Origin of the sequence: Pandoraea faecigallinarum (genome assembly GCF_001029105.3) — a bacterium.
Lineage (GTDB): Bacteria > Pseudomonadota > Gammaproteobacteria > Burkholderiales > Burkholderiaceae > Pandoraea > Pandoraea faecigallinarum.
The window spans coordinates 2,195,340-2,216,116 of sequence record NZ_CP011807.3 but is presented as its reverse complement, the minus strand read 5'-3'; the positions used below and the strand labels follow the sequence as shown (position 1 = coordinate 2,216,116).

General features: G+C 64.5%; 17 protein-coding genes. 10 read left to right on the top strand and 7 right to left on the bottom strand.

Going from position 1 to position 20,777, the window contains the following annotated elements:
* Window positions 1-132 precede the first annotated feature (132 nt).
* The gene (locus AB870_RS09950; RefSeq protein WP_053059652.1) at window positions 133-1,128 is read right to left on the bottom strand and encodes a DMT family transporter; all 996 of its coding nucleotides are present in this window, start codon (window positions 1,126-1,128) and stop codon (window positions 133-135) included.
* A gap of 387 nt (window positions 1,129-1,515) precedes the next feature.
* Here AB870_RS09950 and dapC point away from each other — a divergent pair, with 387 nt between their 5' ends.
* The 7 genes from dapC to AB870_RS09915 all read left to right on the top strand — a co-directional run bounded on the left by dapC (window position 1,516) and on the right by AB870_RS09915 (window position 9,801).
* Window positions 1,516-2,718: a succinyldiaminopimelate transaminase gene (dapC, locus tag AB870_RS09945; protein WP_047907868.1), complete on the top strand. Its 1,203-nt coding sequence runs from the start codon at window positions 1,516-1,518 to the stop codon at window positions 2,716-2,718.
* Window positions 2,719-2,742: 24 nt separating this feature from the next.
* The gene (gene dapD, locus AB870_RS09940; RefSeq protein WP_047907867.1) at window positions 2,743-3,570 is read left to right on the top strand and encodes a 2,3,4,5-tetrahydropyridine-2,6-dicarboxylate N-succinyltransferase; all 828 of its coding nucleotides are present in this window, start codon (window positions 2,743-2,745) and stop codon (window positions 3,568-3,570) included.
* A 108-nt stretch (window positions 3,571-3,678) separates the two neighbouring features.
* Entirely contained in the window at window positions 3,679-4,026 is a 348-nt protein-coding gene (locus AB870_RS09935) for an ArsC family reductase (RefSeq protein WP_047907866.1), read from the top strand.
* Window positions 4,027-4,030: 4 nt separating this feature from the next.
* Window positions 4,031-5,182: a succinyl-diaminopimelate desuccinylase gene (dapE, locus tag AB870_RS09930; protein ID WP_047907865.1), complete on the top strand. Its 1,152-nt coding sequence runs from the start codon at window positions 4,031-4,033 to the stop codon at window positions 5,180-5,182.
* A 29-nt stretch (window positions 5,183-5,211) separates the two neighbouring features.
* Window positions 5,212-6,099 carry a 50S ribosomal protein L3 N(5)-glutamine methyltransferase gene (prmB, locus tag AB870_RS09925; protein ID WP_047907864.1) on the top strand — a complete coding sequence of 296 codons (888 nt, stop codon included), beginning with the start codon at window positions 5,212-5,214 and terminating at the stop codon, window positions 6,097-6,099.
* A 152-nt stretch (window positions 6,100-6,251) separates the two neighbouring features.
* Window positions 6,252-7,679, top strand: coding sequence for a cardiolipin synthase (gene cls / locus AB870_RS09920; protein WP_047907863.1), 1,428 nt, complete (start codon window positions 6,252-6,254; stop codon window positions 7,677-7,679).
* Window positions 7,680-7,863: 184 nt separating this feature from the next.
* Window positions 7,864-9,801 (top strand): ATP-binding cassette domain-containing protein, encoded by a 1,938-nt coding sequence (locus AB870_RS09915; protein ID WP_047907862.1) that lies wholly within the window; start codon window positions 7,864-7,866, stop codon window positions 9,799-9,801.
* 137 nt (window positions 9,802-9,938) lie between these two features.
* Here AB870_RS09915 and radA read toward each other — a convergent pair whose 3' ends face one another.
* Complete coding sequence (radA, locus tag AB870_RS09910; RefSeq protein WP_047907861.1) at window positions 9,939-11,312, bottom strand: DNA repair protein RadA; 1,374 nt, start codon at window positions 11,310-11,312, stop codon at window positions 9,939-9,941.
* Between the two features lie 22 nt (window positions 11,313-11,334).
* Window positions 11,335-12,405, bottom strand: coding sequence for an alanine racemase (gene alr, locus AB870_RS09905; protein ID WP_047907860.1), 1,071 nt, complete (start codon window positions 12,403-12,405; stop codon window positions 11,335-11,337).
* Between the two features lie 337 nt (window positions 12,406-12,742).
* Here alr and lplT point away from each other — a divergent pair, with 337 nt between their 5' ends.
* Both lplT and thiD read left to right on the top strand, forming a co-directional pair.
* Window positions 12,743-14,035 (top strand): lysophospholipid transporter LplT, encoded by a 1,293-nt coding sequence (gene lplT / locus AB870_RS09900; protein ID WP_047907859.1) that lies wholly within the window; start codon window positions 12,743-12,745, stop codon window positions 14,033-14,035.
* 1 nt (window position 14,036) lies between these two features.
* Entirely contained in the window at window positions 14,037-14,876 is an 840-nt protein-coding gene (gene thiD / locus AB870_RS09895) for a bifunctional hydroxymethylpyrimidine kinase/phosphomethylpyrimidine kinase (protein WP_047907858.1), read from the top strand.
* A 78-nt stretch (window positions 14,877-14,954) separates the two neighbouring features.
* Here thiD and AB870_RS09890 read toward each other — a convergent pair whose 3' ends face one another.
* From AB870_RS09890 to tsaB, 4 genes are read right to left on the bottom strand one after another with little or no spacing between them, the layout of a single operon-like run.
* On the bottom strand, window positions 14,955-16,157 hold the full coding sequence (locus tag AB870_RS09890; protein WP_053059651.1) for a DUF1853 family protein: 1,203 nt from the start codon (window positions 16,155-16,157) through the stop codon (window positions 14,955-14,957).
* Window positions 16,118-17,206, bottom strand: a complete 1,089-nt coding sequence (locus tag AB870_RS09885) for a uracil-DNA glycosylase (RefSeq protein WP_047907857.1) — start codon at window positions 17,204-17,206, stop codon at window positions 16,118-16,120. The genes AB870_RS09890 and AB870_RS09885 overlap by 40 nt, the downstream gene beginning before the upstream one ends.
* A complete protein-coding gene (rimI, locus tag AB870_RS09880; protein WP_047907856.1) occupies window positions 17,193-17,672 on the bottom strand; it encodes a ribosomal protein S18-alanine N-acetyltransferase in 480 nt (159 codons plus the stop codon). Before rimI ends, AB870_RS09885 begins: the two co-directional genes overlap by 14 nt.
* Window positions 17,672-18,442 carry a tRNA (adenosine(37)-N6)-threonylcarbamoyltransferase complex dimerization subunit type 1 TsaB gene (tsaB, locus tag AB870_RS09875; protein ID WP_047907855.1) on the bottom strand — a complete coding sequence of 257 codons (771 nt, stop codon included), beginning with the start codon at window positions 18,440-18,442 and terminating at the stop codon, window positions 17,672-17,674. Before tsaB ends, rimI begins: the two co-directional genes overlap by 1 nt.
* A gap of 453 nt (window positions 18,443-18,895) precedes the next feature.
* On the opposite strand from tsaB, the gene AB870_RS09870 reads away from it, so the two are divergent.
* Entirely contained in the window at window positions 18,896-20,707 is a 1,812-nt protein-coding gene (locus tag AB870_RS09870; RefSeq protein WP_047907854.1) for a DEAD/DEAH box helicase, read from the top strand.
* Window positions 20,708-20,777: the final 70 nt, after the last annotated feature.

Below are 20,777 nucleotides of genomic sequence, written 5' to 3'. Positions count from 1 at the left end.
AAGACGCAGACGCGCTAGCTGGTCCTGTCGGGCCCGGGCACGCTGGCGTGCGCAGGCCGCTTTTCTTGCAAATTTCGTGTCGCTTTTCGTGCACGCTTCGTGCCGCTTGCCTCGATACAACGACGGTACGCATCATACCATCGCATCCCCCGGCGTCGCGGATTTACAACGTCGCGAATCGGGCAAAATTCCGGACAGCACGCCCGCCGCGACAATGCACAGCCCGCCCGCGATTTCGCGCGCGCCCAGGCCTTCGCTGGCCAGCCACCAGGACGAGATCGCCGCCACGACGATCTCGAAAAGCATGATGAGCGCGGCCTGATCGGCCGGCACCCGCGCCAGCCCGAATTGCACGACGACATTGGTCAGGGCGATGGTGCCGCCCAGCGCCAGCGCCACGGCAGCCGTGGCCATGCTTGAGGTCACGGCCGAGACGGCCGCCTGCCCGGCCTGCACGCCGCCATCGAACGGCAGCACCAGCAGCCCGCCGACCACGCAGCCGAGGTACAACGTCCAACTGCGCATTTCGGCCCGAACGTGCGGCAACGACTGGCTCACACGCCGCAACAGCACGTTATTCATGGCAAACGCCGCACCGGCAATGGCCCCCGCCCACTCGCCGGGATTGTTCGGGACCGGCCAGCCCAGCGCAGGCGACCAGAGCATCAGGCCGGCACCGCCCAGCGCCAGCGCGATCAGGCCGGCGCCACGCAGGCCCACGCGCTCCCCGAGCAGCCAGTGGGCAAACAGGGCAGTCCAGACCGGGGTTAGATAGAAAAGCAGCAACACCCGCATGACGTGGCCGTGCGTGGTGCCCCAGACGAAGGCGACGTTGGTCGTGCCACCGGCGAACGCCACCCCCACGAGCAGCCACGACCAGCGCAGTGTGCCGAGCGAGCGCCGGTACACCAGCGTGAGCAGCACGATGGCGACGCTCGCGGTGCAGATCTGCGCGGGCACGGCCGCCACGCCCCACTGGGCAAGCACGCGATAGGGGAACCAGGCAAGTCCCCACACGGACGATCCGATGAGAATGGCCAGGGCGGGCGCGGCCTTGGCGCCAAAGGAAGCGCTGGCGCCGGAAGCGGACGATTCCGGGCCATGCGCGCCGTTGCCGGCTACGGTCATACTGTTGACTCCTGAAAAACCTGAGATACTCCGCAGACTTGCCCTATTGGCGCCTCGGAATGTGCTGAATTACGCGGTGAACGCGCTTTGTGGGCGCCGTAACGGTATAATTTTCGCTTTGCCGATCTTGCCATTCTTGAACGCGTCCGGAAACCCCTTCGCGTGATGCATCGGATAAGCGTGTGCCTATGTCGGGCCGGCGATCCGTCGAGTATGGTCAGGAACAGGCACCGTGTTGCATAGCGCACCGGCGCATCACCGATCTCGCCCCTACCGTCCGAAGCATTCCCGGCGACTCCGGCGGCGGCCCCGATTTTGCTCGTCGACGCCATGAACCTGCCGTTGAACCGCGTCACGAACCCTAGCCCTGAGTCTGTTTGAATCCAAGTGAATCCATTACTCGACAAGCTCCAGCCCTACCCGTTCGAACGCCTGAAGTCGCTCGTCTCGGACGTCACGCCGGCCAGCACCTTCAAGGCCATCAGTTTCGGCATCGGTGAGCCCAAGCACCCGACGCCCCAGTTCATCAAGGAAGCCCTGATCGAAGGGCTGGGCGGTCTATCGAACTACCCCGCCACCGCCGGTGGCGAGCCGCTGCGCGCGGCCATCGCCAACTGGCTGGAGCGCCGCTACGCGCTGCCCAACGTGAATCCGGCCACGGAAGTGCTGCCGGTCACGGGTTCGCGCGAGGCACTGTTCTCGTTCGCCCAGACGGTCGTCGACGGCAGCAAGCCCGGGGCTCGCGTGCTGTGTCCCAATCCGTTCTATCAAATTTACGAAGGCGCCACTCTACTCGCCGGCGCCACACCGTACTACGCCGATAGCGACCCGGCGCGCAACTTCGCACCGGATTACGACGCCGTGCCGGACGATGTCTGGCGCGACGTCCAGCTCGTCTATCTATGCTCGCCGGGAAATCCGACCGGGGCCGTGCTGGGGCTGGCCGACTGGAAGCGGCTCTTCGAGCTGTCGGATCAATACGGCTTCGTGATTGCGTCGGACGAGTGCTACTCCGAAATCTATTTCGACGAAGAGCACCCGCCGCTGGGTGGCCTCGCCGCCGCGCACCAGCTCGGCCGCAGCTTCGAGCGTCTGGTGGTGTTCTCCAGCCTGTCGAAGCGCTCCAACGTGCCGGGCATGCGATCGGGCTTCGTGGCCGGGGACGCCGCCATCCTCAGGAAATTCCTGCTGTACCGCACCTACCACGGTTGCGCCATGAGCCCGGCCGTGCAGGCGGCGAGCATTGCCGCGTGGAATGACGAGGCCCACGTGCGCCTGAATCGCAGCAAGTACCTGAAGAAATTCCAGACGGTCACGCCGATGCTCGCCGAGGTGCTTGACGTGCGCCTGCCGGACGCCGGTTTCTATCTGTGGGCCAAAGTCGACGCCAGGACTGGCCTGTCGGATACGGAATTCACGCGTCAGTTGCTGGCGCAATACAATGTGGCCGTACTGCCCGGATCCTATCTGGGGCGCGCGGCGCACGGCACCAACCCGGCGGAGAACTACGTGCGCATTGCCCTCGTGGCCGATGTGGACGAATGCACCGAAGGCGCTCAACGCATCGTGCAGTTCTGCCAATCCCTTTAATCCCTACTGCAACTGATTCTCGCCATGTCGCAACAACTGCAAACCACCATCGACCAAGCCTGGGAAAACCGCGCCGAAATCTCGGCCAAGGCCGCTCCCGCCGAAGTGCGCGACGCCGTCGCCCACGTGATCGCCGAACTGGACAAGGGCGCGCTGCGCGTTGCCCAGAAGCAGGACGGTCAATGGATCGTGAACCAGTGGATCAAGAAGGCCGTGCTGCTGTCGTTCCGCCTGGAAGACAACGCCGTGATGCCGGCCGGCGGCTTCAGCCAGTTCTACGACAAGGTGCCGAGCAAGTTTGCCGACTACACCGCCGAAGATTTCGCGCGCGGCGGCTTCCGCGTCGTGCCCCCGGCGGTCGCTCGCCGTGGCTCGTTCATCGGCAAGAACGTTGTCCTGATGCCGTCGTACACCAACATCGGCGCTTATGTCGACGAAGGCACCATGGTCGACACGTGGGCGACCGTCGGCTCGTGCGCCCAGATCGGCAAGAACGTTCACCTCTCGGGCGGCGTCGGCATCGGCGGCGTGCTCGAGCCGCTGCAAGCCAACCCGGTCATCATCGAAGACAACTGCTTCATCGGCGCCCGCTCGGAAGTCGTGGAAGGCGTGATCGTCGAGGAAAACTCGGTCATCTCGATGGGTGTGTATCTGGGTCAGTCGACCAAGATCTACGACCGTGAAACCGGCGAAGTGCATTACGGCCGCGTGCCGGCCGGCTCGGTCGTGGTGCCGGGCAACCTGCCCTCGAAGGACGGCAAGTACAGCCTGTACTGCGCCGTGATCGTGAAGAAGGTCGACGCGCAAACGCGCGCCAAGACCGCGATCAACGATCTGCTGCGCGGCGAATAAGCCCACGCCGTCGGGCAAGGCTAGCGCCGCGGTTCAGGCCGCGGCGTTTTCGCCTCGTCTCTTTTCGTCTTTTTGTTTCAGCAATTGCGACATCAGGAGTTCCAGGCAATGGCGGCTGTGCTGTATGGCATTCCCAACTGCGATACCGTGAAGAAGGCGCGCACGTGGCTCGACGAGCATGGCGTGGCGTACGACTTTCACGACTTCAAGAAGGCGGGCGTGAGCGACGCACTGCTGGGCACCTGGCTGGCGCAGGTGCCACTTGCCACGCTCCTTAATCGCAAGGGCACGACGTGGCGCAAGCTCACGCCGGAGCAGCAGGCTGCGGCCGCCGACGAGTCGGTCGCCCGCACGTTGATGATCGAAAACCCGTCGCTTATCAAGCGCCCCGTGCTGGTCGCCGACGGCAAGGTTTCCGTGGGCTTCACGCCCGACAGTTACGCTTCACAATTCTGATTTCATGACTTCCTCCCAAGGCGCCACGCTGGCGCTTACCGAGCAACTGATCGCCCGTCACTCGGTGACGCCCGAAGATCGCGACTGCCAGGCCATTCTGGCGCGCCGCCTCACGGCAATCGGCTTCGCGTGCGAGACCATCGCCTCGAACGGCGTGACCAATCTTTGGGCGGTCAAGCGCGGTACGCGCGGCACCGACGGCAAGTTGCTCGTCTTCGCAGGCCACACCGACGTCGTGCCAACCGGTCCGGTCGAGCAATGGCACTCCGACCCGTTTGCGCCGACGCATCGCGACGGCATGCTCTACGGTCGTGGCGCCGCCGACATGAAGACATCGCTCGCGGCGTTCGTCGTCGCCTCGGAGGAGTTCGTCGCACAGCACCCGGATCACGCGGGCGCCATCGGCTTTTTGCTGACAAGCGATGAGGAAGGCCCCGCCACCGACGGTACCGTGAAGGTCGTCGAGGCCTTGCAGGCGCGCGGCGAGCGGCTGGACTACTGCGTGGTCGGCGAGCCGACGTCGAGCCAGCGTCTTGGCGACATGGTCAAAAACGGCCGGCGCGGCTCGATGTCCGGCAAGCTCGTCGTCAAGGGTGTCCAGGGCCACATCGCCTACCCGCACCTCGCGCGGAATCCGACGCATCTGTTCGCCCCGGCGCTTGCCGAACTCACGCAGACCGTATGGGACAACGGCAACGAGTATTTCCCGCCCACCACGTGGCAAATCTCGAACATTCATGCGGGCACCGGCGCCACCAACGTCATTCCGGGCGAACTGACGGTCATGTTCAACTTCCGCTTCTCCACGGCCAGCACATCGGACGGCCTCCAGCAGCGCGTGCACGAACTGCTCGACCGTCATGGCCTGACCTATACGCTCGACTGGACGATCAGCGGTCAGCCGTTCCTCACGCCGCGCGGCGAATTGTCGGACGCGCTGTCGAGCGCCATTCGCGAAGCAACCGGGCTCGAGACCGAACTGTCCACGACCGGCGGCACGTCCGACGGCCGCTTCATCGCACGGATCTGCCCGCAGGTCATCGAATTCGGCCCATGCAATGCCAGCATCCACAAGATCGACGAACACATTGCCGTGGCCGACATCGAGCCGCTCAAGAACGTCTATCGTGGCGTGCTGACGCGTCTGGTCGCATAAAGGCATAACGCGCGAGAGGCGACTTCAACATGACGACCCATCCTTTTCTGACGCTGCGCGATCTGCTGCGCTACGCGGTATCGCGCTTTACCGAAGCCGAGCTTGCCTTCGGTCATGGCACGGCTACGGCCTACGACGAGGCCGCGTATCTGCTGCTGCATACGCTGCATCTGCCCATCGATACGCTCGATCCGTTCCTCGATGCGCGCCTGTTGCCCGAAGAAGTCGAACGGGCGCTATCGGTCATCAATCGCCGTGCCGGGGAACGTGTGCCTGCGTCGTACATTACGAACGAAGCGTGGATGCACGGTCGCCGCTTCTACGTGGACGAGCGCGTCATCGTGCCGCGCTCGTTCATCGGCGAACTGCTCGAAGACGGATTGCAGCCGTGGGTGAACCACGCGGAAGACGTTGGGGACGTCCTTGAATTGTGCACCGGCTCGGGCTGCCTGGCGATTCTCGCCGCCGAAACTTTCCCTTCGGCACGGATCGACGCCGTGGACATTTCGCCCGACGCGCTCGACGTCGCGAAAATCAACGTTGCCGACTACAGCCTCGAAGATCGCCTCTCGCTGCACCTTGGCGATCTGTACGCTCCGCTGCCGCCAGGCAAGCGTTATGAGGTCATCATCACCAACCCGCCGTACGTGAACGAAGGCTCCATGCAGGTACTGCCTGCTGAGTACCGTCACGAACCACGTCTTGCGCTGGCCGGTGGCGACGATGGCATGGACGTCGTACGCCGTATCGTTGCCGGCGCTCGCGAGCATCTGACCGACGACGGCGTGCTCATTGTGGAAATCGGCAATGAGCGTCACTTCGTGGAAGCCGCATTTCCCGATCTGCCGATGACGTGGCTGGCCACGAGCGCGGGCGACGACATGGTCTTCCTCGTACAGGCGGCCGACCTGCCGTAATCCGCGCCGGACTGTCGTCCACCCCCGACGAAACTCACCCAGGGCTCGCGCCTCACGACGACGCAGCGAGCCCTCGCCCAAGTACACGCACCGCGGTTACACTCGGGTTCCCGGGTCCGCGCGACTCACGGCATGGAGGCATGTTGTCCGTCATGGTGCTCAATTGGCTCGACGTCGGCTTTGCCGTCGCCTGTATCCATGCACTCGGAATCGCCGCCGCGATCCATGCCGTTCTGACGGTACGTACGTCGCAAGGCGCTGTCGCATGGGCGGTGTCGCTCGTGACGATGCCCTATCTCACGCTCATTCCCTACCTGTTTCTTGGACGGTCGAAATTCGTCGGCTATGTCGAAGCGCGTCGCGCGCGTAACGAGGCGTTGCAGTCGCGTATGGGGGAGACGCAATGGCACGGCGAGCCGCCCGTCGCGATGGAAGCGCACCCGGAGTTCGCATCGCTCACCGCGATGACCGGCATGTCGTTCGTTGCGGGCAATCGCGTGCGCTTGCTGGTCAATGGCCGTGCGACGTTCGATGCCATCTTCGCGGCCATCGATCGCGCCCGCGACTATGTCATCGTGCAATTCTTCATTGTCAAGGACGATGCCCTCGGTCGCGCCCTCTCCGCTCGCCTGCTCGCCCGTGCCGCGACGGGCGTCAAGGTCTTCTTCCTCTATGACAGCATCGGCAGCCACGACCTGCCGCGCAGCTACTGCGAGACGTTGCGCAAGGGCGGCGTGCAGGTGTACGAGTTCGCGGCCAAAAAGCGTGGCATCGTCGTCAACCGGTTTCAGCTCAACTTCCGCAATCACCGCAAGATCGTGGTGATCGACGGCAACGAAGCGTTCATCGGCGGACACAACGTCGGCGTGGAGTATCTGGGCGAGAAACCTCCGCTCGCGCCCTGGCGCGACACGCATATTTCCGTGCGCGGACCGGCCGTGGTCGGTATTCAGCGCGCATTCGCCGAAGACTGGCACTGGTGCACGGGCCTCGTGCCGGAACTCAATCGTCAGCCAGCGGCCTCCGGCGAGGACATGCATTGTCAGGTCGTGCCGAGCGGACCGGCGGATCGTCTGGAAACGTCCTCGCTATTCTTCGTGACGGCGATCAATGCCGCGCAAAAACGCGTTTGGCTTACCACGCCGTATTTCGTGCCGGACGAAGCCGTATTTTCGGCGTTGCGGCTCGCGGTGCTCCGCGGTGTGGACGTGCGCCTATTGATCCCCGACCGGGCGGATCACTATGTCGTGTTCGAGGCGACGACCTCGTATGCCTATGAGGCCGCACGCAGCGGCATCAATGTCTACCGCTATCGGCACGGCTTCAACCATCAGAAGGTCGTGCTGATCGACGACAGTGCTGCCGCCGTGGGTAGCGCCAATCTGGATAACCGGTCGTTTCGCCTGAACTTCGAAATCATGCTGTTGACGGTTGACCGCGGCTTTGCCGACGACGTCGCCTACATGCTGACCAACGACTTCGAACACGCCACGCTGCTGAACAAGGACGACTTTCGGAAGCTTCCGAGATGGCGCCAGATTGTGATGCGCGTGTCACGGCTTTTCGCCCCAATTCTCTGATCCCGGTGCCTCACGCATCGCTTTAGCGCGCCCGCACCGGTAAAATGCTGCTTTTGCCGTCCGCCGCACGTCTTGCATCGGCGCGGACGTCATGCCCGCCCGCTTCAACCGTATTGACGCAGGCCGCGCATGCCGCCCCGTGACGCGCCGGACGAATTGACACGCTTCACCTCCGGTTTTTTCCGTGATCCGATTCGAACACCTCAGCCTCGCGCGCGGCACCAAGCCGCTCTTCGAGGATACTTCCGTGACGCTCAACCCGGGTGAGCGCGTCGGCCTCGTCGGCGCCAACGGCGCAGGCAAATCGACGCTGTTCGCCCTGCTGCGCGGACAGTTGCACGCCGATGGCGGCGACGTCTTCGTGCCCAGCGGCTGGCGCGTCGCCCACGTGATGCAGGAGACGCCAGCGGTCGAACGCACCGCGCTCGACTACGTACTCGACGGCGACACGCGCCTGCGGGAAATCGAAGCGACCATCGCTGCCGCCGAGGCCGCGCATGACGGCCATGCGCAAGCCGAAGCCCACGCGGCTTTCGCGGACGCCGACGGCTACACGGCCCCCGCACGCGGCGAAGCGCTACTGCTCGGTCTGGGCTTCACGCTCGCGCAAACGCAATTGCCTGTGGCCAGTTTCTCGGGCGGATGGCGCATGCGTCTGAATCTGGCGCAGGCGCTGATGTGCCCGTCCGACCTGCTGCTGCTCGACGAACCGACGAACCACCTGGATCTGGACGCCATCGTCTGGCTCGAAGACTGGCTCAAACGCTATCAAGGCACGCTGATCGTGATTTCGCACGATCGCGAGTTTCTCGACGAGGTCTGTAACGTCACGCTGCACATCGAGAATCAGCAGATCAAGCGTTACGGCGGCAACTACAGCCAGTTCGAAATTCTGCGCGGCCAGCAATTGACGCTGCAACAAAGCGCCTTCGAGAAGCAGAAGAAGACGATCGCCCATCTGGAATCGTTCATCACGCGCTTCAAGGCCAAGGCCACAAAGGCGCGGCAAGCGCAAAGCCGGATGAAGGCGCTCGAGAAGATGGAGCGCATCGCTCCCGCCCATGTGGCTTCGCCCTTCACTTTTGAATTCCGCCCGGCCGACAGCGCACCGAACCCGATGCTCGTGCTCGAAGCCGTGCGGTGCGGGTACCACCTAGACGACGGCAGCGAAAAGATCATCCTGCCGCACGTCATGATGTCGGTGCAAAACGAACAGCGGATCGGCCTGCTAGGTGCAAACGGTCAAGGCAAATCCACGCTCATCAAGACACTTGCCGGCACCCTTGCGCCGCTCGCCGGCACCGTGAAGACCGGTAAGGGCCTCCAGATCGGCTACTTCGCTCAGCATCAGGTCGAAACGCTGCGTCACGACGATTCGCCCTTGCAGCACTTACAGCGCCTCGCACCGGATACGCGCGAGCAGGAACTGCGCGACTTTCTCGGCGGATTCAACTTCCGGGGCGACATGGCGACGGCGTCGATTGCACCATTCTCCGGCGGCGAGAAGGCCCGTCTCGCGTTGGCGCTCATCATCTGGCAAAAGCCGAACCTGCTGCTGCTCGACGAACCGACCAACCACCTGGACCTCGAAACCCGCCACGCGCTCACGATGGCCCTCGCCCAGTTCGATGGCACGCTGATTCTCGTCTCGCACGACCGGCATTTGTTGCGCGCCACCACGGACCAGTTCCTGCTGGTTGCCGGCGGCGAAGTGAAACCGTTCGACGGCGATCTCGACGACTACCGTGACTGGCTTCTGCAACACGCGGCCGATCAGCGCGCCGCGGCGCGCGAAGGCAATGGCGGCGGCGACGGCACGGCCGGCGAGGACGGCGTCAACCGAAAGGATCAGAAGCGTGCCGAGGCGCAGGAACGCCAGCGCCTGTCGCAACTGCGCAAGCCGCTTCAGCGCAAGATCGAGAAGCTGGAGGATTCGATGGGCAAGCTCTCGGACGAGAAGGCAAAGCTCGATGCCATTCTCGCCGACAGCGGCACGTACGAAGCGTCGAACAAAGCGCTGCTGACGGATAGCCTCAAACGGCAGGCGGACATCGCGGCCAAACTCGCGGACGTCGAAGCCGAATGGCTCGAAGCGCAGGAAGCACTCGAACAAATCATATGAGACGGTGACTGCCTTGCGCCCTTGAGTCCTTTCGAGCTTGAGTCCTTGCATCAGGCAACAAAAAGCCCGGCCATGCGGACCGGGCTTTTTGCTATCCGCATGTCGCGATATGGCGTCGCCTAAACCGCAGCCATCGACTACAGCCCGGCCACCACCGAAATCGCTTGTTCGAGGCGGTCGACAGCGTGGACTTCAAGACCGTCGATCGGCTGCTTTGGCGCATTGGCCTTGGGGATGATCGCCATCGAGAAACCGAGCTTGGCCGCCTCCTTGAGACGATCCTGTCCGCGCGGACTCGGCCGGATTTCACCCGCCAGCCCGACTTCGCCAAACGCCACGATCCCGCGCGGCAGCGGCTTGTTGCGCAGCGACGAATGGATTGCGAGCAATACCGCCAGATCCGCTGCCGGTTCCGTGATCTTCACACCGCCAACCGCATTCAGAAACACGTCCTGATCGAAGCAGGCGATACCTGCGTGCCGGTGCATCACCGCGAGCAACATCGCCAGCCGGTTCTGCTCCAACCCCACGGCAAGACGCCTCGGATTCGGCACCTGCGCCGTATCGACCAGCGCCTGCACCTCCACGAGCAACGGGCGTGTGCCCTCCTGCGTCACCAGCACACAGGACCCGGGCACGCTTTGCTCGTGCTGCGACAGGAACAAGGCGGACGGATTGGCGACACCGCGCAGCCCCTTCTCGGTCATCGCGAACACGCCAAGCTCGTTCACGGCACCGAAACGGTTCTTGAACGCGCGCACGAGGCGATACGACGAATGCGTATCGCCTTCGAAGTACAACACCGTGTCCACAATGTGTTCGAGCACGCGCGGCCCCGCGAGGCTGCCTTCCTTCGTCACGTGACCGACCATGATGACGGTCACGCCGCTTTGCTTGGCGGTGCGCGTCAGTTGCGCGGCACACTCACGCACCTGCGCCACGGAGCCGGGTGCCGACGTCAACGCCTCGGAATAGATCGTCTGAATCGAGTCGATGACAACGACGTCAGGCTTTTCCGATTCAATGGCGCCCAGGATCTTTTCGAGCTGGATTTCGGCCAGCAGATCCAGTTCACCCCCACCCTCGCCCGCCGCGCCAAGACCGAGCCGCTGCGCGCGTAACGCGATCTGCGCTCCGGACTCTTCACCGCTGACATACAGCGCGCGCCGCTCGCGCGCCAGATGGGCGAGCGACTGAAGCAGAAGCGTCGATTTGCCGATGCCGGGATCGCCGCCGATGAGCACCACACCGCCCGCCACGAGGCCACCGCCCAGGACGCGGTCGAATTCGCTCACACCGCTCGAAAACCGTGGCACGTCGGATGCTTCGATGTCCGCCAGCTTGCGCACCGGCGTGCTCTTGGCGAGCGCCTGATAGCGGTGTCCGGCGGACGTTTCCGCCACGGATTCGACGAGCGTATTCCAGCCGTTGCAACTTGGGCATTGGCCCGCCCATTTGGGCGTCTGGCCGCCGCACTCGGTACAGATGTAGACGGTTTTGGCTTTAGCCATGCAGCATGTCCTGTCGTAACGCTCAGAAGGCGTGAAACGGCACGCGACGCGCCACGGCACACATCAATTCATAACCGAGCGTCCCGGCCGCTGCCGCCACCTCGTCGATGCAAAGCCCCCGGCCCCACAGCGTGACCGGTGCACCGACGCGCGCTTGAGGCACTGGGGTGAGATCGACCGAGAGCATGTCCATCGAGACGCGGCCAATGGTGCGCGTACGCACCCCGTCGACCAGAATCGGCGTGCCCGTGGGCGCCACACGCGGATAGCCATCGGCATAGCCGCAGGCGACGGTGCCCACGCGCATCGGCGCATCCGCCTTGAATACGCTGCCGTAGCCGACGGATCCACCAGCGGGCACCTCCTGAATACCGATCAACTCCGCTTCGAGCGTCATTGTCGGCTGCAAGTCGAGTTCGTCCGCCGTCACTTCGAGCCCCTTCGGCGACGAACCATAGAGCATGATCCCGGGGCGCACCCACGCACCATGCGCATTCGGGTGGAACAACGTCGCCGCGGAATTGGACAGGCTGCGCTCGCCGGGCACGTCGCGGGCGCCACGCTCGAAGGCTTCCATTTGATAGGCAATGCCGCGCTCGCCGTCGGCGTCGGAAAAGTGTGTCATCAGCACGATCTGACTGACGCCGGGAATCGCGCGGGCGCGTTCCCAGGCGGCGCGAAAACGATCAGGCGCAAAACCGAGGCGGTTCATGCCCGAATTCATCTTGAGCTGGATGTTCAGGGGCTTGGTAAGACGTGCGGTCTCCAGCATGCGCAGTTGCTCGTCGCAGTGAACGGTGGTCGTCAGGCCGTACTTGTCGACGATCGCGAGGTCTTCCGGCTTGAAGAACCCTTCGAGCAACAGGATGGGGCCGGCCCAGCCCAGCTCGCGCAGCCGCACGGCTTCGTCGAGGTCGAGCAGGCCGAATCCGTCGGCGTCGCGCAATCCGGGATAAGCGTTCTCGATACCATGCCCATAAGCATTGGCCTTGACCACGGCCCATACCTTGGAGTTGGGTGCGTGGCGGCGGGCGACGTCGAGATTGTGGGCGAGTGCTGCGGTATGAATCGAAACTTTGATTGGACGAGGCATGGCAGGAATCGAAGCTGAGGAGAAGCTCGCCAGCACAGGCCGGCGGCATAACGCATCGGCATATTTTCGTGTTATAAAGCCGTGCGCACAACTTGTTTTGCCGAAATCTTTATCCCGATAACAATATCGGTCTCAGACCGAGGGCGACCGGGCGCCCGACACGGGGGCTTCAAAACCGTACATACGGTTCAATAGCGACATTTGCATGGCCGATGAGCGCAGATACCCCTGTGTTTAAGCCCGGTTTCTTCCCGTTTGGGTATCCCTGGGGGATACCGCGGATTCCGACAACCGAGACACGCAAGTTTTACGCCGCACGGGATCGACTCAAGTACCGATGAAGAAAGGCTTTTATACCATCATGGCCGCGCAGTTTTTTTCGTCGCTGGCCGACAATGCATTGCTGATTGCCGCAATCGCACTCCTGAAAGATCTGCATTCCCCGCAGTGGATGACACCGCTGCTCAAACTCTTCTTCGTTCTCTCGTACGTCATTCTCGCCGCCTATGTCGGGGCATTTGCCGACTCCATGCCCAAGGGCAAGGTAATGTTCATCAGCAACTCGATCAAGGTCGCCGGGTGCCTGATGATGTTGTTCGGCTCGCATCCGCTTGTTGCCTATGGCGTAGTGGGGTTCGGCGCGGCCGCCTACTCGCCCGCGAAGTACGGAATCCTCACCGAACTGCTGCCGGCCGAACGACTCGTTGCCGCAAACGGCTGGATCGAAGGACTTACCGTCAGCTCGATCATTCTGGGCACCGTGCTCGGGGGTGCGCTGATCAGTCCGCATATCTCCCAGTGGGTGCTGCTCCATACGCCTGACGTGATCAACTCGCCGGCGATGGCCGCGATGATCGTCATCATGGGAATTTACGTGGTCGCGGCGCTGTTCAATCTGCGCATTCCGGATACCGGCGCGCGCTACGCGCGTCAGGAGCGCAATCCGATCAAACTCCTTTCGGATTTCGCCGATTGCTTCGTCACGCTGTGGCGCGACAAGCTCGGCCAGATCTCACTGGCCGTCACCACGCTGTTCTGGGGGGCAGGCGCCACGCTGCAATTCATCGTGCTGCGCTGGGCCGAAAAGGCGCTCGGCATGACGCTCTCCGAAGGCGCGATCCTGCAAGCCGTGTCGGCCGTGGGCGTGGCCATCGGCGCTATCGTCGCCGCCTCGCGCATTCCGCTCAAGCGTTCGCTGTCCGTGCTGCCCGTGGGCATTGCCATGGGCATCGCCGTGATGGCAATGGCCTTTTTCTCGAAAGATCTGCTGCCGTGGGGCACCGAGTGGAAAGTCCCGCTGTATCTGATCGTCTCGTACATCTTCCTCATTATCGTCGGCGCGCTCGCGGGTTTCTTCGTGGTCCCGATGAACGCGCTGCTCCAGCATCGCGGTCACGTGCTGCTCTCTGCGGGCCACTCCATCGCCGTACAGAACTTCAACGAGAATCTGTCGGTGCTGATCATGCTGTGCCTGTACGCACTGCTGATCTGGTTCAACGTGCCCGTCGGCGTGGTCATCATTCTGTTCGGTGTTTTCGTCTCGGGCACGATGTGGCTCGTCATGAAGCGTCACCAGGCCAATCAGCGAGAATTCGATTCGGTCGCGCTCATTGGTGAAGTCAAGCATTGATATGAATTCGCTTCCGTCGTCCTCTCGCCAGTCGTCCGTTCCCATTGCGCTGACCATCGCCGGCTCCGATTCCAGCGGTGGCGCCGGCATTCAGGCCGACCTCAAGGCGTTCAGCGCGCTCGGTGCCTACGGCGCCAGCGTGATTACGGCGCTCACGGCGCAAAACACGCAAGGCGTGACGGGCATCCACACGCCGCCGGCGAGTTTCGTCACGGCACAAATGGACGCCGTCTTTCAGGACCTCGACGTCGATGCGGTCAAGCTCGGCATGCTCGCCAACGCCGACGTCGTGCGGGCAGTGGCCGCCGGACTGCGCCAGTACAAACCGCGTTTCGTCGTGCTCGACACGGTGATGATTTCGAAGAGCGGTCACGCGCTGCTGCAACCGGACGCCGTCGCCGCCCTGCGCGACGAACTGCTGCCGCTGGCCGATCTGATCACACCGAACTTGCCGGAAGCCGCGGCACTGCTGGGCGTGGCCCCGGCGACGGACGAGCGTGAAATGGAGCGTCAGGCGCAGGCACTGCGTGCGCTCGGCGCGCGTAACGTACTGGTCAAGGGCGGACACCTGGCGGGTGATCTGAGCCCCGACTGGCTGGTGAGCGCGGCAGGCGTCGAGCGCTTCAACGCCCCACGCATCGCCGCCCACAATACGCACGGCACGGGCTGCACGCTGTCGGCTGCGCTCGCGGCCCTTCGTCCGCGTCGCCACGACTGGCCGGATACGGTGCGCGACGCCAAGGCTTACCTGAACGGCGCTCTCGCCGCCAGCGACGAACTGAGCATCGGCAAAGGCATCGGCCCCGTCCATCACTTCCACGCGGTCTGGCCGAAGAGCTAAGACACCCCGGGCGGCGCGCCCGCACAGCCCCCCCCCCCCGCATCGGACTCACGCCCCCGGCTTTCCTCAGCGCATGCGTCAGATCGACGGCGCGCCGTCGTCGGCCGTCTGCGCCAGTGCGCGGCGTGCGGCAGCGTCGGCGCGTTCGCGCAATTCCTCGATACGGTGCCGCGCGCGCGGCGCCCAGAAGTCGGGGACGACGAAGCCCCGCTCACATTCGAACCAGTCACCTGCGGCGGCATCGTCCGTGCGTCTTGCCAGCGAGACGATCAACAGCGGCTCCGCAACACCGCGCTCACGCCAATGGGCCTCGATATGCGCGCGCATGGCGTCCAGCGACAGCGCGGCGCACGCATCGACACGCGCCGGCGCGAGCCAGCGCGATCGCGGCAGCATTGCCCAGGCCCCGGTTTGACGGCGTTGCGACGTTTGCCGCCCCGGCAGCATGGAATGCGCATGCACCCACCACTCGTCAAGCGTGGCCCACCAGCCGCGACCATGCGCTTCGGACGCGACCTGCGGCAACGTCCCACGCTGCCCCAGCGGGTGGAACAACCATCCCTTGAGATAGACCTGCGGCAGCCACGGCCCCGGCGCAGGCAGTGCGCTACGTGCGGCGTCGAGCGACGTCAGGCGCAATTGATGCCCGAGCAGTCTCGCCACCTTGTCCGCGAGGCTATCGGCCAGATTCGGGCCGAGCCAATGAAACTGGATCGCTCGCTCGTCGAGAACTGACGAGGGTGACGATGGCACCTCAGGCGGCACGAACAGGTACAGCTTCACGGCCAGTTCCCAATGCAGCAACCGGCGGTCCGCCCGGCGCTCCAGCAGGAAGTCGCACTCGCCCAGCGTCATGTTGCCCCGTCGCACATCACGCACCTGAAGACCCGCCGCAATCAGATCGAACCGGGGACTGTGCAGCAGCGCAAAATGCAGCAACTGCTCGGCGTAACGACCCAGCCGGTGGCTTTCGCCGCGCGCAAGCATCTCGCGCAGCGGTTCCGGGTTGGCGTCGCAGGCAAGCAGCCAGTCATGCAGGACACGGGAATGGAAAACGGGTTCGGCGACGCCGGGAAGCGGCGCGGGCGGCAGGCCCTGGGGGGAGACGGCAGCGATGTCGGCCGCGGCCTGCACGCCGTCGAAGTGCGCCAACGCGGCCGGAAACCGTGCAGCACTGAGCAGGTCGGCGGACAACAATAACCACGCGAGGTCGCGCACGGGCGCCTCGCGCAGCGTTTCGATCAGTTCGCCGTAGGCTTGTTGTCCGGAGTCGTTTCGCACACCGCCTCGTAGGTAGCCCGCGCCAGGCACCAGTCCGTCCAGGCTTTGGCCTTGTCGGGTAGACTGCGCAACAGATACGCCGGATGGTACGTCACGATCACCGGCACCCCTTCATACTCATGCACGCGCCCACGCAGACTGGCGATGCTCGCCTGCGTGCGAAGGATGCTCTGCGCCGCGAAGCGCCCCATCACCACAATCACGCGCGGTTTGAGCAACGCGACCTGGCGCTTCAGATACGGCTCGCAGCTCGCCACTTCATCGGCTTCCGGATCACGATTGTTCGGCGGGCGGCATTTCAGCACGTTGGCGATATAAACGTTCTCGCCACGCGTGAGCGCCGAGGCACGCAGCATGTTGTCGAGCAATTTGCCCGCCTGCCCCACGAACGGCTCGCCCTGCAAGTCTTCCTGCTGCCCGGGGGCTTCGCCCACGAGCAGCCAGTCCGCCTCGCGATCCCCAACGCCGAAGACCGTCTGCGTACGCTTTTCGCACAGACCGCACAACCGGCAATTGGCCACGCGCTCGGTCAGCGCGTCCCAATCCAGTGTCTCGACGCCCGGCAACGCCGGCCGCGACGGGGCTTCGTCCCCCGCCTCGCGCACGATCGACCAGAGCGCGGCATCGGCGGCGGCATCGCCATCGCCGTAGCCATCGCTGTCGAGCCACATCGGCACGTCCTCGGGCGGCATGTCGATCGTGCGATGGCCAGCGGACTCTCGCGCCACCGGCTGGGGCGCCGGCGGCGTTTCGCGCCGAACCGGTGCAGTCGGTGCCGCCTGCACATCGTCGAGCGCCGAAGGCCGTGCAACGGCAGGACGCGACGCGCTCGCGGGCGACGCCGGTACCGCCGGCGGCACATCCCACGGCGGCAGGTCCTCGCCCCGCGCGACCGCCGCGCAGGCAGGGTCGGCAAGCGTCGCAACGTTACTTTCGCCGGCAGTCGCCGCGCACGCCGCCGCAGACGCTGCGGCATCCGCCACGGCCGCGTTCGACATCCACACCGGCCACAGCCCGAACTCTTCCAGAATCGCTTTAGGCCACGGCACGATCGGTCTCCCACGACAGGCGCATCACGATGGCGTCTTCACGACGCCCGCTCGCCGGATAGTATCCCTTGCGCCGGCCAATCTGCTCGAAGCCGAAACGCTCATAAATGCGAAGTGCGCGCATGTTCGACGGGCGCACTTCGAGCAGCACCCCGCCCATGCCCAGCTCACGCGAGACACGCACCACTTCCTGCAGCAACTGCACACCCAGGCCGTTGCCCTGCATTTCGGGCGCGACGCAGACATTGAGCAGATGCGACTCGTCGACGACCGGCATCAGCAGGAAATAGCCCAGTAATGTGCCGTCGACGGCACGCAGGCAAACACCGCGATGCCCGGCATCGAGCGAGTCCGCGAAATTCTGGCGGGTCCACGGAAACGGGTACGCCCGCACTTCGACCGCAACGACCTCGTCGAGATCGGCCAGCGTCATCGGCGAATAATGATTCGGTCCGGCCTGACGCATCAGAGCGCCCCCTTGCCGTCGACCCGCGTTGCCGCCTGCTTGATGGCCTCGCGCTCGGCGGTCGTTTGCGCCACCTTGTTGCGGATGTACACGGGCATCGCCTGATCCGCGGCAATGGCCTCACCGCGTGCAAAGGCCCGGGCGGCGAGCGACGCGACATACCGCGCACGCGGCATGGCATCCACCAGCACGGCCTGCGCCTGAAGGCTCGCATGCAGACGCTCACCGAAGGCTGCCACCGCATTGCCCGCAACGACGAATGCGGCATCGGGTGCGCGAACCCGTTCGGCGGCGTCGAGCGACGGGCCGTGCACCTCGCGCCATTCGCCGGACGCATCGTCCCATGCGTAATCGGCCCAATACGCCTCGTTCATGCGAGCGTCGAGCGCGACGAGCACACGCTGTGCATCGATACTCGTGGCGCGCATGGCGCGGGCCGCTTCGGCACACGCGAGCAGCGTGCCAACGGGCACCACCGGCAAGCCGGCGCCGAACGCAAGCCCTTGCGCAACGCCGCACGCCGTACGCAAGCCGGTGAACGAGCCGGGGCCCGCGCCAAAGGCGATGGCATCGCACTGAGCCAGCGTCACGCCGGCTTCGCGCAGGATGTCGCGCGCCGCGGGAAGGATGTGCGTGCTGGAGACCGGACCGGTATCGAGATGGCGCTCGACGACGAGCGCAGGCGCACTATTGGCCACATCGTGGCGATATACGGCGACCGAACAGAATTCGGTCGACGTATCGAGGGCGAGAAGCGTAATCGAAGACATGGCGCTATTGTAATCGGGCGCACGGCGAGCGACCTAGCGCGATCGCAGTGCGCCGGGCCTCGCCATCGCCCATCGCCCCCCATCGCGGATACCCGCTCGGGCCCGGCCGGGACATGGCGCAGCCTCGACCGGCAACGCCTCGCCGCCCCGTGCAAATCCGAACGTGCATTTTCCGAAAAACAGGTATATAATGCGCGCTTCGCTTCACGGAGCCCCATGTGGTTTTCCGTGGGGCGACGAAAAACCGCGTTTTGCCCCAATCCTGTGATAAGCCGCTGTAGTGCTTGCCGGTACTGGCGTTCCTAGGAACGACCCGCCACCGTCCCCTGGCTTACGATACGGATTTCGATCCGCTTTCTGCCCCATCCGCGATTTGCTTCCTGCTTGCGACGAATTGGGTTTGCCGATTGGCGCCAACGCCCCGACATAACCTTACAATCCGCAAGAGGATTCATGGAACAGCATTCCAAGCTGTCTGCCATCGCGCAGACGTATTTCCCGTCGTCCGAAGAAAACGAAAAGGCCGTTGTTGACGTCGCAAGCGACGACGACGGCAAGCCCACGTTCGCCGAACTTGGCCTGAACGAAGCCATCCTCTCGGCGCTGACCGCTGCCGGTTACACGCATCCGACGCCCGTTCAACAGCGCGCGATTCCTGCCGCGCTCGCCGGGCGCGATCTGCTCGTGTCGAGCCCGACGGGTTCGGGCAAAACGGCCGCCTTCATGCTGCCGGCCATCCACCGCTTTGCCGAAATGCAGGCCAGCGGCGAACTGAACAGCCGCGCCCCGGCCGCTCACCCGCGCAATCAACCGGCCGCCCCGGGTGAAAAGCCGCGCAAGGGTCAACGCGTGCGTCGCGTTGCCGCGCAGCCGTTGCTGCTCGTGCTCACGCCGACACGCGAACTGGCGCAACAGGTATCGAGCGCTGCCGATACCTATGGCAAGCAGTTGCGCCGGCTGCGCACGGTGAGCATTCTGGGCGGCATGCCCTATCCGCGTCAGCTCGAAATGCTGGCCAAGCAACCCGAAATCATTGTGGCAACGCCAGGACGTCTGCTCGATCACATCTCCAGCGGCAAGATCGATCTGTCGCAACTGATGATGCTCGTGCTCGACGAAGCCGACCGCATGCTCGACATGGGCTTCATCGACGACATTCAGACCATCGTCGACGCCACGCCGCAAACGCGTCAAACGCTGCTGTTCTCGGCAACGATCGACGGCCGCATGGGCGAAATCACGCGCCGTCTGCTGCGCGATCCGGAAACCATCGAGATCACGCGCAGCAGCGATCAGCGCACCAACGAAAACATCGAGCAAACGCTGCACTATGTGGATGACCGTGCCCACAAGGACCGTCTGCTCACCCACCTGCTCGGCAACGACTCGCTCGACCAGGCCATCGTATTCACGTCGACCAAGCGCGACGCCGATCTGCTGGCCGATCAGCTCGAACAAGCCGGTTTCGACAGCGCCGCCCTGCACGGCGACATGCCGCAAGGCGTGCGTAACCGTACGCTGCGCGCCCTGCGCGAGCGCCGTGTGCGCGTGCTTGTGGCCACCGACGTCGCCGCACGCGGCATCGACGTGCCGGGTATCACGCATGTGTTCAACTACGATTTGCCGAAGTTCGCGGAAGACTACGTCCACCGTATCGGCCGCACGGGTCGCGCCGGTCGTCGTGGCGTGGCCGTGAGCCTCGCCGCACACGCCGAAGTCGGCGCCGTGCGCCGCATCGAGCGCTATACACGTCAGCCGCTGCCGGTAAACGTCGTGGCCGGTTTCGAACCGCGCCGCTCGCCGCCGAAGGCTGGCGCAGGCGGCAAGCGCCCGGGTCAGGGTCGTGGCGGCTACGGCAATCGCGGCAACGCGGGCAACGGCGGCCGCTGGAGCAACAGCGGCCCGCGTCAGGGCAACGGTGGTTACGGCGGCGGCAATGGCGGCTATCAGGGCGGCCAGCGCTTCGGCGGCAATAAGCCGGCCGGTTCGTTCGAGCGTCGCGAGAGCAGCGGCTATCAGGGCGGCTACCAGCAAAACGACGGTGGTAATGGCTTCTCGACGGGCGCGTCCACGGACCGCTTCGAGCGTCGTTCCCCGCGTCCGTTCGACGACAACCGTCAGGACCGCGGCGGCCGTTCGTTCGAAGGCGGCTATCGCCAGGATCGCGGCACCCGCAGCTTCGACGGCCAACGTCAGGATCGCGGCGGCTACGGCAATCGCGGTAACGGTGGCAACGGCGGCTTCAACAAACGTCGCGGCGACTGAGCCCGTGCATGTCGGCGAGATCCCGGTCACACGGGTCTCGCGCGCACCGACAAAAAACCCCGGCATCGAC